Source organism: Roseovarius sp. EC-HK134, assembly GCF_902498815.1.
Taxonomy (GTDB): domain Bacteria; phylum Pseudomonadota; class Alphaproteobacteria; order Rhodobacterales; family Rhodobacteraceae; genus Roseovarius; species Roseovarius mucosus_A.
On the sequence record NZ_LR701543.1, the window covers coordinates 184,446 to 197,329 of the forward strand.

A 12,884-nucleotide genomic window follows, 5' to 3' on the forward strand; every position below is an offset into this window, starting at 1 on the left:
AAAATGTGCCGGCGCCCGGCGGAAATCAGGTGTCTTCGCTGACCCGTATTCAGACAGGCGTGTCTTTCAGCTTTTCCATCTGCCGCGCCGCCCCGTTCCTCGGTTGCAGTCGATGCCGGGGCGGGTCGGACAATATCGGCACTTCACGCTCCTTTCTTTGCCGAAAAGAAATTGAATGTCGGCACGAAGATCACGGCGATATACCAGCCATAGGCAAAGCTCTCGACCAAGCCCAAAACGGCGCTGGACCAGCTGATCCAGGTCACGCCGGGCAGCAGCGGCAGCCAAGCCTGATACATTGTGGCACCGGGAAACACGAGGCCGAAGACAACGCACAGCAGGAAGCTGACCGCCAGCAGGGTCCCAAGCGCCATGCCTATGGGAACAATGCGAATAGATGCGAAATCCGACATGATTTCTCCTTTCAAACCACTTGGAGCGATCCTGTTATAGAGGTGGATGCACCCACAGACGCGCGAGTGTCACGAGGTTTTCTGTATCGTTTTGTCGCAATAACCCTCGAGGAAATCGGCCGTTTTAGGATGCCGGTCGAGGAAAATCGGGATGGCAATTTCGCTATTTCGCAGCGAGCGAGATGAGTGGATTAGAAGCAGGGTAGAGAGCCCTACAATTGCGCTTAGCGTAATCATGACTGTGATCTCCTTTCATTGCCGAATTACTGGCCTGACCTTCTCGCCATGTAAGGTTTCTTCGCGATTAGCTTCAGGTTTTGCTGCAACAGCATCCCTTGGACCGTGAAGCAGTCGCCCGGGCCACGGGCTTGACATCGGCGGCCAAGGTGACGGAATTACTGCCACAGCACCCGCCAGATTTTGGGCTTTCGGTTTGAGAGTTTTCGCTTTGGGTGGTTTTCTGGTCCATTTAGGCCTCCTTCAATTAAGGTTTCAGATCGGAGACGCCCACCACGACCTTCCATTACAGGGAAAACTGTAGATTTCGCGTATTTTCTGCTAGATCATGCAATTCCAACCTTCAGCAGCAGATCGGACCCGAGACTATAAGGCGGAAAATCGAGGTTGCGCGGTGCGGGACCTTTTCGAATTCGGCCTGATAGATCGTAATGCGATCCGTGACACGGACAGAACCACCCGCCGAATTCTCCAACGCTGGACCCATCTTGACCGATCGGCACACAGCCAAGGTGCGTGCAGATGCCTATCACGATCAACCACTCGCCAGCTTCATCGGCCGCTCGGTTCCCGTCAAGGGCAGGCAAGGGTTCACTGATATTGGGATCCCCCTCGCTGTCATCAATCGGATCAGGAAGATCATCAAGCAGTGTGGCCCTTGCCTTTGCGACGGTCTCAGGCGTGCGACGCCAAATGAAGACTGGCTTGCCAGCCCATTTAACGGTTATCCGCGTCCCCAATTGTACGCCGGTCAAATCTACGGCAATCGTTGACTGACTGATCACATCGGCCGAGGGGTTCATGGAATCGACCAATGGCCAGACCGCGGCCCCTCCGGCAACTGTTCCTGCTGCTGCGGTTGTATAGTAAAGAAAGTCGCGTCGGTTGGTAGCTTCTACACGGTCAGCAGTTTGTTGTAAAAGGGCATCGTGCTCTCCTTCGCTTGCCTTTGGTCGGTTCCGCGACAATCAGAGGCCTCGTGGCGACCCTGTTTCTTAGCTGCCAAGGCGTCAATCTGGCGGCTTTGAATCGCTCTTGTGGTCTGCAAAATTCTGTTACGACGTCTGGAAATTCAGCAGCAGCTCACAAGTTCGGTCGCTATGTCGCGACGTAATCCGGCAGAGAGATACGCGCCGTCTATGGACCAGAGGCCCAGAAGCATCGCGGCTTCAACCAAGGTCCGGACTTCGCCTCCTACCCGCAGAAACAGTTCCTGTGAAATCGGCGCATCGACATGGCGCGAACTCGCGGCGCATGTGCGACTCAAACCCTGAACAAGGCCAAGCATTTCCTCCCAGGTGACGAGACGCTCGGGCGTTGCCGGATCCGACATATACCCCCTCGGTATATCATTTCGGGGTCTCCCGTCGTGGTGCCCGAAAACGGGCTTTTCACAGGAGTGGACGCTCCCTGACGTAAACCATTACAAGTAGTCGAGTCAGTACTCGCCTATTTGGCTAAGTCCCTTGGAGCACAATGCATCTCGTCTTCTGGGCTTTCACATCCGATCGGAGGGCAGTAGCAATCGTCCCATCCTGTCTTGCAGCACTTTCCACAATGGCCCGTCAACGCATCACGTAAGGCCATGCGGGCTCGGTGAAGCCGTACTCCAAGCGCGTTCCGCGTAAGGCCTATGTCGGTGGCAACAGCGGCGCGGTCCTCCTCGCCGAAGTCGATCCGACGGATCAGATCGGCATCCGAATCGCGCAAGGTGGATATCAGACCGTTCACGCAACGGCAAAATTGCGCCATCTGTTCGGGGGCATCATGAGCTAGTTCCTCGGGTTCTCCGCCATATGCTTCGGTCAGGCGCCCCCGACGTGCCGCCTTGCGGAAATGATCGTTCATCGTCGAACGCAATATCGCGTAGAGCCAAGAACCCACCCGCTCCACATCGCGCAAGTGTTCCTTGCGCGTAAGCACGCGGACGCAGAATTCCTGCAAAACATCCTCGGCATCCGCTTTGTTGCCCAAACGGCACATCAGAAAGCCCCCAAAAGCCTACCTGCCTTCTGAAAGCGCCATTCTGGCTGTGTCGTGGTCATGCGTGACTCCGCACGAATTATTTTCTGTGCCCGTCATACTTCGCCGCCTCCTGATTGAGATGCTGGCCGCTCGCTATCAACTTCATTTCCAAGCATCGCTTTCCGCCGGTGAACTAGCGCTATACCCAAGAATATCATAACGATCCCGATGATCTGCAACGGCGATAAACGCTCGCCATAGATCACGAAACCCAAGGTCAACCCGAAGACTGGAATGAGAAAGCTGAAGGCGTTGGCCCGGTTCAAGGGAACCGTTTCAAGCGCCGTAAACCATAACCAATAAACAAGAGCGGAACCTGCCAAGGCCAAGGCAAGAAGTGAAGCTATAAACGTGAACGTCCAATTTATTGTGGTAGGCTCCTCCGTGACCAAAGCCGCAATGGCCAGTGGTACGCTACCCAACAGCATCTGCAATCCCATCGCCGAAAGGCTATCAACCTTTCCAGCAATGGATTTTATCATGACGTTGCTGAACGTAACGCCCGCGGCTGCAAGAATGATGTAGAGAACGCCAATTGCATAACTCTCGTTTCGTTCCGCAAGGAAATCTGGCAACGCAATCAGCACGATTCCCGCGAAGCCCGCGAACAAACCCGAGCTACCTAGGATAGACAACTTTTCTCCCAGCCAAAGCGCCGCGAGAACAGCTGCCAGGAGAGGTTGTGTATTCGCTATCACTGTAGCAAGACCGGGCGAGACGAACTCTGCCGCATGAAACATCCCAAGAAAGCCGAGACTTGTCGCACCTAGGCCAACTCCTGAAAGCGTCATCCAAACCCGCCATCCGCGCGGAAAGGGTCGACCCAGGACAAGCGCCAAAAGCGTAAGAATAATGCCTGCCAGGGCCGCCCTCATAGCTGCGAAGGTCAGGTGGGGCGAGTATTCGAGTCCGGCCACGATGACGGGAAAACACAACGCCCAAAGCACCATGGCAAAGACAATCTTCAAAGTCGCAACTGGTGTCATGGGTAGTCCCAACGTCAAAAAATAACACCTTCGTCCTCAGCTGCATTTACAGGATAAAGCGCCGCTTGCCGCGGAAATCTGTCACCAAATGTAACCAGTTGGGGTTTTGCGACAGAACGTTACACGACCACTCCATGAGCCCGTTGCATAGCACATCCGATTTGCCATGTTTGTCAGGCAAAAAGCCAAAAGGAGGCATTCTATGAAACGCAACACAACACTTATCCTCGCAACCTTGTTTTCCACAGCGCTCGGCGGAGCCGCACTCGCAGACATGGGGTATGTAACCGGGCATCACGAACTGCCCGACCGCGACAACAATGTTCACATGAATGACACGATGCGCGGACATTTCGATCACGCAGACCAGAACGATGACGGCAAGGTCACGCGCGCGGAAATGGAAGCGCACATGGAGGCGGCATCAGAGTTCAAGAGCATGTTCGAAGAGCGTTTTGGCAATCCGCAGAGAGGCCAATGAGGCTACCGAACAGCCGCTCTGGCTGAAAATCGAGAGCCATCGTGTCTGCAAGTGGGAAATGGCTGCGGCGCTTGATATGCGCCGCAGTCAGGGCCGACATCGAGCGGATAATGACCATGATGTCTTCCAAGCATTGGCTCCGTTCGAATGGCGCACGATCAACACTGCGCGCCCGTCTTAGCGGCATACTGGGATCAACGCCGACACAGAAAAGCTAAGTCCGAAAGAGGAAACGATCTTATGAGAACTCCGCTCATGACTATTGGGGCTGCATTAGTGGCTAGCAGCGCTGCAATAGCCGATGTCTACATTCCTGAGGGAGAGCTCGGAACGGTTCTTCATCTGGACGAAAATTACGAGGTGGCGGGCCGCATAGAAGGGCTTGACAATGTTCACGGGCTGGCAGGCGCACCAAAACGGGGCATTCTGGTGGCCGGCAGTCTTTCGGAGACCCGAGGCGATAAGATGGCCAAGCCCTCCCAAGTTTCCGAGGAAGATCACGAAGCCCATCACGGCGGCGGAGAAATGGCTGAGCCAACCGCGGCGAGTCTGGTCACCTTGGTCGATGCCGACAGCCACAAAATACTGCGCCGCACCGAAGTGCCCGGCATTGTTCACCATGTTGGCATTTCTATAGATGAGCGCTTTGCGGCAGTGACGCATCCCGGCCTTGATGCCGTATCGTTGATAGACCTCGACAGCGGCGACGTAACGGGCACAATCGCTACGGGACCGATCCCCGAATATGTGGTTGCGGATCCGGAGACTGGGAGATTCTTCGTTTCGAATGCGGGAAACAACACAATCAGCGAACTCGATCCAGACGACGGGATCGTAACTCGGAGCTTCAAATTGCAAGGCCCACCCAAGCACATGCTGCTGCTTGCAAAAGCCCGTCAACTGATTGTCAGCGAGTCTGATACCGGCAGGGTTTCCATAGTCGATCCCGACAATGGCGAAACTCTTGATACGTTCGAAATTGGCGGCGACCTTCATGGCGTCGCGGCCGACAACGGCGCAATCTGGTCAAGCGCACGCGAACGCGACCGGGTGGTGCGCATTGATTGCAACACAGGTGAACGCCTTGAAGTTAAAGTCGGACCTGAACCCTATCATATGGCGCGCGTCGGCGACGCGCTTATGGTGAGCAGCGCCGTCAAGAACGAGCTATGGGTTCTCGATCCGAAAACGCTTGATCTGCTCGTGATTGTCGAGACGGACAGCACCGGGCATCAATTCGTCCCTATGCCATAGACGAAGCGAACCAAGGTGGCGGGCGTAAACGTACCTGCCACCGCACCGATCAGCCGATGGGTCAAACTTCATCCGGTTAACACATTTTTGCCTACAATTATACGCCCTTAAAGTTGACATCTTTCTCGAGTTCCAAGGACTTCTTTCGGGCACTTTCCCTTTTGCGAACTGCGCTTTTTCGTCCAGATCTGGCCACCCAAATACCAAAAACCATCAAAACCCCTCCTGGAATCAAACCCGATCCAGGGTCTTCATTTAGGATCACCATCGCTATCGCGATAGCAGCCAGTGGTGAAAAGGAAGTGGCTAACGAAACATCACCTGCCTTCGAGTGTTTCAATCCGAAGTTCCACGCAAGCTGTCCGATAATGATGATGAGAATTGCGTAAACCCATATCCACTTGAGCAGTATCGGTTGGAACATTTCGCTAAAATGGTGGTGACCAGAAAAGGTGAGCTGGAAGCTGACGTAGATTAAGGTGCCCAATGCCGTTCTGAAAATGGCGAAGACTCCAAATGGAACCGTCTCGAGACTTGTCCTGGTGATGATCGTTGAAAGAGTAAACGACAAGGTAGCAGCGACGGCTGCGACCTCTCCCACACCAATCGCGTATCCAATATCGCGATCTTTGAAAGCCAGGATGACAACTGCCCCTAAGAGAATGATCAGGTTTCCCGCCATCGCTCTGAAGTCAAACTTTTCACCCAGGAAGGTTGCAGCAAGAATAAGGAAAATGGGAGGATCAATCCGGCTAGCTATGACGACGTTCGTTACGCTGGTGTTTTCCAAGGCAAAAAAATACAGCCCAGGTGTAACGGCGGAGGACAGCACAGCGGATAAGGTCAAAAGCACCCATTCGCGGGAGGAAAGACCACGAAGCTTTTCAAGCTTCCAGTCCCTACCAAAGAATAGGAGCATTGGGATGAGCGAGATCAAAGATCCTAGAACCAAAAGGTTTGCAAAAGTGATCACATTGTGGCCGTTGATGCGGTTCGCATCTCCAATGCTCACCAACATGGTCACAACGGAATTGGATGCCGCATAAATTATCACAGCAACCCAACAAGACAATACACCCCACTTTGCCGCAGTCGACTTATGCATTCGAGTATCTCGTACTAAGACCACGGCGGTCGACCCTATCAAACTGAGAATAAAACAATGGCGGTCCTACTTGGCGCTGCCGCCTGGGGAAGCGTCCCACATCAAGTGGGGTGCCAGCATCGACCGAATTGGATCATGCTCCTATCAAACTTGCCACCCTGCCCCTTGGCCGGAAGATTTCGCAACTACGGCCCTGGATAAGAAAACTTTTCCCAGCAGTGCGTCTCGTTTGAACCATTGGTTCGTTCCTTTTGTTTTGTTTTGCATCGTGAGACGATAGGTCGGCGACCGGAAGCTATCGATGGTGGATATGTATCGATCTGTCGCAAAGCCTGACTTTGTTACGTTTCGCGACAAATTTTCTCGGCAACGATCCTTTGAGCGCTTAGATAAGGGTCATGAGAAACCCGCCCCACATACTGTTGGTCGATGACAGTGTCGAAATTCGCAAAGCTGTTGCGCGATATCTGGAAAAGAACGACATGCGCGTCACGAGTGCGGTCGATGCAGCCCAGATGGATGACCTGCTGAAGGTCGGCCGCTATGACCTCATCGTCCTGGACGTTATGATGCCTGGCGAAGACGGGATATCGGTCTGTCGCCGTTTGTCCGGCAAGGGGGTGGTCCCAATCCTGATGTTGACAGCGCTTGGTGAGGAAATGGATCGTATCATCGGCTTGGAGGTCGGTGCGGATGACTACTTGCCCAAACCGTTTAATCCGCGCGAGTTGCTTGCGCGGATAAAGGCAATTCTGCGGCGGGCGCAGAAACCGGAAGTCCTGGCGGGAAGTCTTACAGGCAGCCTTGTAAGGTTCGCGGATTGGATGCTCGAAACCGACACACGTCGCCTTGTCGCGGCAGACGGCCGAGAGGACGTCCTGACAACATCAGAGTTCAAATTGCTGACAATCCTGCTGGAACGTCCGCGCATCGTGATGAGCCGCGAGCAGCTTTTTGACCTGACAATAGGCGGAACTCCCGCCGCTTTTGACCGGACCATCGACAATCAGATCAGCCGCCTGAGGCGAAAGGTCGAGCACAACCCGGGGCGGCCAAGAATCATCACCACGGTTCGAAACGGCGGCTATTGCCTTGCAACGAATGTCGAGGTGCAGCAGTGATCCGCAAGCGTCTGGATAGCTTGCGTGTCCAACTTTTGCTGCTCATTATAGGCAGCCTTCTTGTGGCGCAGACAATAAGCCTGTGGCTGTTCTTGGATGAACGCGGCCTCGCCGTGCGCGCTGCGATCGGGGCAGAGGCGGCCGGACGCGCTGCGAATGTTGCGCTTCTCCTCGAACGGGCACCATCGAACCTTCATGCTTCTATCCTCCGGGCCGCTGACTCCCCGCTTGCAAGGTTTCGGGTCGACCCGCAGGCAGGTGTTGATCATCTTGATCACCGTGCAAGAGGAGCGGTTGAAGCGCGTATAAGGTCGTTGTTGGGGGACGAAGACAGCCGCGAGATTCGCGTGGAGTTGCATGAGGTAGAGCGCGCATTCCCGCCAATGAAGATGATGCCACCGCAGATGGTCGCCGAGCACAAGCAGATGATGCACGACAAGATCTCGGGGCTTGAACTAACGCTCTCAATCGCACTTGCAGATGGCACCTGGCTGAATGTCGACACGCGCTTTCAGCGCCCGCCGTTGCAATGGCCGGTCTTTTCTGCGGTGAGCTTTGGCTTAACGGCAGCCGTGCTGATTGGAGTGGCTTGCTGGTACCTGCTTGCCCGCCTAACGTGGCCGCTCAGGCGTTTAGGCCAAGCCGCTGATAGTCTAGGTCGTGGAGAGGAAAGAGAGCCGCTTCCGGTCGCTGGTCCGCGCGAAGTCAGAGATTTGACGGCTACCTTCAATCGCATGCAGGAACGACTGATGCGCACGGTTGCGGACAAGACGCGTATAATGGCCGCTCTGGGTCATGATCTGCGTTCGCCACTGACCGCTTTGCGGGTTCACGCAGAAATGGTTGATGAGAAGGAGACGCGCGACGCCTTGGTGAAATCCATCGAGGAGATGCAGGATATGGTCGAACGCACGCTGGCGTTTGCTCGCGGCATGGCAATCAGTGAATCCCCGGAAACGGTAGAGTTGGGAAAATTTCTCACAGAGCTGAAACGGGACATGGTGGACGCCTTCCAACTCGAAACAGGCGCACCGCTTCAGATAAGGCTTCGACCTCAATCCATGCGCCGAGCTCTGCGGAACATCGTGGATAATGCAGTGCGCTATGGCGAAGGTGTCGAGGTCACCTATACCCGGGAGTACGACAGAGCCTCGATCTGGGTTCGCGATCATGGCCCCGGCATCCCTGATACTCAGCTTGAAGAGGTTTTCGAACCTTTTTTCCGGGTCGAGACGTCACGCTCACGCGAGACAGGTGGCACCGGTCTCGGCCTGTCAATCGCACGCACCATCTTGCGATCGCATGGTGGCGACATCACATTGCGGAACCACCCGGACGGCGGGCTTCTTGTGCGACTCGATTTGCCGTTCTCACAAAGTTCCAACCAGCAAGAAAGGACAAGATCATGAATACCTATATGACCGTCAAAACCAGCGTGGCCGCTCTGTTGGCGGGAACAGTTCCGGCGCTCGCGGATCCGGGCAGCAATGGCAATGACACCTTCGGGCACATGATGTGGGGAGGTGCCCACGGTTGGTGGGGAGGCTTGGGAATGATCCTTTTTTGGGGGCTGATTATCGCCGTTGCCGTCTTCGTCTTCCGTATGCTCACCAGCAACCGCGTTGGCGAGACCCGCGACGCGATCGATATCCTCAAGGAACGCTTTGCACGCGGTGAGATCGACGAAGACGAGTTTCAGCGTCGGAAGCAGCAACTTCAAGGTTGAGCCATCAGGCCCCTGCTTGCGTCGCGCCATTCGCCCGTAAGCCAGAAAAGTGGGTAAGGTTGCGGTTTCTTGTTAACCTCATCAATCCTCTGCCACACGTGTATTGGCAGCGTCCTCCAGTGCCTGCATGACCACTTGCGCTGTAAGCAATTCGGGCAGAACGATGCCATCGGGGGCTTCCGGGCCGTAGACCACGTTAAACGGTATGCCGTAGCGGTCGAAGCTTTCCAGATAGCGTGAGATGGTCTCGTCGGGCCGCGTCCAGTCCGCCTGCATTGGGATAACGACGGGCGCACGCAAGGCTGACGCCACCGGTTCGCGGTCCAGCACGAGGGTCTTGTTGGCCTTGCAGGTCAGACACCAGTCGGCGGTGACGTCCACAAACACAACATCCCCTTGCGAAACGTGCCGGGCGATCGCCGCGCGTTCGAATGCGGTCCAATTCGCGGCGACACGGTCTGTCGGCTCGTCACTTTGCGACAGGAGACCGGAAAGGGTAAGAGCAACGATTGTCAGGGCCAAGGCGGCAGACCCGCGCAGGACAGAAGACATGCGCGGCAAGCTCAGAATGGCGACAATGCCGCCGCTCGTCGCGGCAACCGCCCAGACCGACCGTGTCCCGGCGACGCCACCGAGCACCCAGAAAAGCCAAGCTGCGGTCGCCAGCAGGGCCAGCCCAAGGACGATCTTGAGCCAGATCATCCACCGTCCCGCCCGCGGCATCCGGACCACCATGCCCGGAAAAGCCGCCACGATCAGATAAGGCAAGGCCAGCCCCAGGCCAAGGGCAGTGAAAACCACGACGATGTCGATCGGGCGGCCAGCCAGCGCGAACGCCACGGCCGTGCCGAGAAACGGGGCGGAACAGGGCGTGGCAAGAACGGCCGCGAAGGCCCCTGTTGCGAAATCTCCAACATAGCCGCGCCCGCCGCCCGCTTTCGCCAGCCGGGTGTGCGCCGCGGACGGCAAAGAAATTTCGAACAGCCCGAAAAGGTTTGCCGAAAAGACCACCAGAATGACGGCCATCAGTGCAAGAAAGACCGGGTTTTGGAACTGCAGCCCCCAGCCGACCGTCATCCCGATTCCCCGCGCCGCCAGCGTTCCGGCAGCGATAACCCACATGAAGGCCAGAACACCGAAGGCCGAAACGGCAAATCCAGCCCGAACCCGTTGCCGCGACTGACCGTGGGCCTTCATGGCCGAGGAGAGCTTGATCGACAGCACCGGCAGCACGCAGGGCATCACGTTCAGGATGAGGCCGCCGAGAAAGGCAATCGCCGCAATCCAGGCAAGATCGGCCAACCCCGGCAAAACGCGATCGAGGGTGAAGGGCGGCGCTGCGGCCTTATCGCTCAGGGCGGGCATCCAGGTTGCGGCGCGGTCTCCATCCGTCACCGTCACATCGAGTGGTGGCGGGTCATCGGCGGCGGAGAGGATTGGCAGACGGGCCCATAGTAATCGGCCTCCCTCGCCCAAACGAATGTCCGGCTTACCGAAAGCCGTGCCCTTGCCCAATTCGGGAAACACGTCGGGCTCGCCGAAGGGGCGGTCGCTGCGGGCGGTTAAGGTTAGCGCGGACATCTCACCGTCCAGATACGCGGTTTCGACAGAAATGCTACTCGCCGCGCCCTCGTCGGGCACGCGGCCCGCATAGGCCGAAATCAGGGTTGCGGCGTCGGCATCGATTCCGCTGGCCCTTGGTAGCGCCAACTGCAGTTCGAAATCCTCCGGGACGCAAACGGTCGAACATGTCAGGACGTTCACGCCGGCCTTCAACCGGACCGGGGCGCCAGGGTCTGCAAGTGTTATCCGCAGCGGAAAGACCACCTCATCGGAGTAGCCGAAATTCTCGATCCCGAAGGCGGTAAAGCGCTCCGGCGCGGGCCACAGAAACTCGACATTCTCGATGTTCTCCGATCCCGCCCAGTCGATCGACGGCGGGATGCCCACCTCACCGGGCGAGCGCCAGTAGGTTTTCCAGCCCTTCGACAATTCCAAGTGCAGCCCCGCCGAGATCGAACGGGTATCCGGGCTGACCCCGTTCTCGGCCGAGATCAGACGTGCGGTGACGGATGTGCTGGAAAATTCATCGGAACTTGCTGCGAATCCGTATTGCGACGGCAGCACGAGAAGTATTGCCAAGGCCAGCAATACGCCCCCGAACAGCCACACAGTATGGCACGCTTTCATCATATTGTATCCCGCCCTCGCCAATGCTTTCGTCTATCGCGCCGCGCCATAGGCGTGTCAGTTGCCCTCTGGTGGCACGACCAGAAACCCTTCGCGGCCATCGGAACAGGTAATCGCCGCAACGCCATCAGGGCGCGATCTGTTCAGCGTGCACCCATTTGGAAGATGGGCTTGGAAGTCCTGGGTTGCCAGCACCGCTGAACCATCTTGCCGACACGCACCGAGCGCCTCCGAACAGGCCCCGAGCGCAAGCAATGAGACGAGTGCCGCGGCGCGAACGGCGAACATCTGCAGGTGCCTACTCGGGAGCAATCGTCCGGCCAATCGCCGCATGCTTGTCCGCGGCCTCGGAGGTGTTTTTCTTCTCGTCACCATGGCAGGATTTGCCCAAGACACGATGCATCGCGAAATGGGCTCCTAGGCAGACAACCAGCGGCGCGAACAAGATTGCGTTGTTCGTCAGATCGCTCGAAAGGCCACCCGCCGCAAGATAGAGCACGATGGGTGCCAACATGATCGCGCAGCAAGCCCACATCCCGTATTTCATTAACTTGCCGGTGGTTTCGTATAAATCCGGCCTTTCAGTGTTCTTCATGGTTCCGACTCTCGGTTGTTTTGTCCTTGCTAAAGGCTTCCCCAACGGGAAGGTCAACATTACAAACCGATACGAACTTCACGCTCTTGTCATCCTAACCATCCTTGACCCTCCAGTGGGGGAAGGTGGTTAAAGCCATTCAATTATATAACCAGAATCACGGAGGCAGACCATGGGCGATATGCCTTGTAAGGCAGTGAGTCGGCGGGCTTTTCTGTTCGCTTCGGCCAGCGGGCTGGTGTCGCTCGGGGCACCAACCGTGCTGCGCGCTCAGGAGGCTGCGCCGGTTCGTCGGAACATTTCGTCGTTCCGGTTGCATGACTGGCAGGATCATTTCGATTCCCTGGGCAAAGGCATTCTGCTGTCGGATACCACGACGCGGGTTCTTCAGCACTGGACTGCGGACGGGGAGATGCGCATTTACCCAACATCAGTGCCGATGAGCGATGAGTTGACACGCCGCGGCTATAGCGAGATCGTCTACAAGGACGATGCGCCGGATTGGGTGCCTACCCCGTCCATGCGCGAGCGCGATCCATCCTTGCCGTCCTATGTCGCCCCCGGCCCCGAGAACCCGCTCGGCGTCCGTGCCATGCATCTGACCTGGCAGTACTACCGCATCCATGGCACCGGTGACACGCGCAAGATCGGTCGCAGATCCTCCAGTGGCTGCATCGGTCTCTACAACGAGCATATCATCGAAGTTTTCGACAGGACGCCAATCGGCACCCAAGTCAAACTTATCTAAAGT

General features: G+C 56.6%; 14 protein-coding genes. 6 read left to right on the forward strand and 8 right to left on the reverse strand.

From position 1 onward, the window contains the following. Positions 1 to 143: 143 nt before the first annotated feature. The 5 genes from GC127_RS03690 to GC127_RS03710 all read right to left on the reverse strand — a co-directional run bounded on the left by GC127_RS03690 (position 144) and on the right by GC127_RS03710 (position 3,661). A complete protein-coding gene (locus GC127_RS03690) occupies positions 144 to 413 on the reverse strand; it encodes a DUF5676 family membrane protein (RefSeq protein ID WP_085818064.1) in 270 nt (89 codons plus the stop codon). A 563-nt stretch (positions 414 to 976) separates the two neighbouring features. Further along, positions 977 to 1,618 carry a ubiquinol-cytochrome c reductase iron-sulfur subunit gene (gene petA / locus GC127_RS03695; RefSeq protein ID WP_085818063.1) on the reverse strand — a complete coding sequence of 214 codons (642 nt, stop codon included), beginning with the start codon at positions 1,616 to 1,618 and terminating at the stop codon, positions 977 to 979. 104 nt (positions 1,619 to 1,722) lie between these two features. Further along, entirely contained in the window at positions 1,723 to 1,983 is a 261-nt protein-coding gene (locus tag GC127_RS03700) for a hypothetical protein (RefSeq protein ID WP_121143692.1), read from the reverse strand. Between the two features lie 116 nt (positions 1,984 to 2,099). After that, on the reverse strand, positions 2,100 to 2,633 hold the full coding sequence (locus GC127_RS03705) for an RNA polymerase sigma factor (RefSeq protein ID WP_254699985.1): 534 nt from the start codon (positions 2,631 to 2,633) through the stop codon (positions 2,100 to 2,102). 95 nt (positions 2,634 to 2,728) lie between these two features. Next, complete coding sequence (locus GC127_RS03710; protein WP_151976527.1) at positions 2,729 to 3,661, reverse strand: DMT family transporter; 933 nt, start codon at positions 3,659 to 3,661, stop codon at positions 2,729 to 2,731. A 202-nt stretch (positions 3,662 to 3,863) separates the two neighbouring features. Here GC127_RS03710 and GC127_RS03715 point away from each other — a divergent pair, with 202 nt between their 5' ends. Both GC127_RS03715 and GC127_RS03720 read left to right on the forward strand, forming a co-directional pair. After that, positions 3,864 to 4,142: a hypothetical protein gene (locus GC127_RS03715; RefSeq protein ID WP_151976529.1), complete on the forward strand. Its 279-nt coding sequence runs from the start codon at positions 3,864 to 3,866 to the stop codon at positions 4,140 to 4,142. A 240-nt stretch (positions 4,143 to 4,382) separates the two neighbouring features. Then, positions 4,383 to 5,396, forward strand: coding sequence for a YncE family protein (locus tag GC127_RS03720; protein WP_151976531.1), 1,014 nt, complete (start codon positions 4,383 to 4,385; stop codon positions 5,394 to 5,396). 97 nt (positions 5,397 to 5,493) lie between these two features. On the opposite strand, the gene GC127_RS03725 is transcribed toward GC127_RS03720, so the two are convergent. Next, on the reverse strand, positions 5,494 to 6,501 hold the full coding sequence (locus tag GC127_RS03725) for a DMT family transporter (RefSeq protein ID WP_151976533.1): 1,008 nt from the start codon (positions 6,499 to 6,501) through the stop codon (positions 5,494 to 5,496). 398 nt (positions 6,502 to 6,899) lie between these two features. On the opposite strand from GC127_RS03725, the gene GC127_RS03730 reads away from it, so the two are divergent. From GC127_RS03730 to GC127_RS03740, 3 genes are read left to right on the forward strand one after another with little or no spacing between them, the layout of a single operon-like run. After that, positions 6,900 to 7,622 (forward strand): response regulator, encoded by a 723-nt coding sequence (locus GC127_RS03730; protein ID WP_151976535.1) that lies wholly within the window; start codon positions 6,900 to 6,902, stop codon positions 7,620 to 7,622. Continuing rightward, on the forward strand, positions 7,619 to 9,031 hold the full coding sequence (locus tag GC127_RS03735) for an ATP-binding protein (RefSeq protein ID WP_199861182.1): 1,413 nt from the start codon (positions 7,619 to 7,621) through the stop codon (positions 9,029 to 9,031). The genes GC127_RS03730 and GC127_RS03735 overlap by 4 nt, the downstream gene beginning before the upstream one ends. Further along, positions 9,028 to 9,348: an SHOCT domain-containing protein gene (locus GC127_RS03740; RefSeq protein ID WP_254699986.1), complete on the forward strand. Its 321-nt coding sequence runs from the start codon at positions 9,028 to 9,030 to the stop codon at positions 9,346 to 9,348. Before GC127_RS03735 ends, GC127_RS03740 begins: the two co-directional genes overlap by 4 nt. Positions 9,349 to 9,429: 81 nt before the next feature. On the opposite strand, the gene GC127_RS03745 is transcribed toward GC127_RS03740, so the two are convergent. Both GC127_RS03745 and GC127_RS03750 read right to left on the reverse strand, forming a co-directional pair. Further along, entirely contained in the window at positions 9,430 to 11,541 is a 2,112-nt protein-coding gene (locus tag GC127_RS03745; protein WP_306372209.1) for a protein-disulfide reductase DsbD, read from the reverse strand. 295 nt (positions 11,542 to 11,836) lie between these two features. After that, positions 11,837 to 12,133: a DUF2933 domain-containing protein gene (locus GC127_RS03750; protein WP_139837417.1), complete on the reverse strand. Its 297-nt coding sequence runs from the start codon at positions 12,131 to 12,133 to the stop codon at positions 11,837 to 11,839. Between the two features lie 172 nt (positions 12,134 to 12,305). On the opposite strand from GC127_RS03750, the gene GC127_RS03755 reads away from it, so the two are divergent. Further along, a complete protein-coding gene (locus GC127_RS03755; protein ID WP_151976537.1) occupies positions 12,306 to 12,881 on the forward strand; it encodes a L,D-transpeptidase in 576 nt (191 codons plus the stop codon). The last annotated feature ends 3 nt before the right edge of the window (positions 12,882 to 12,884 follow it).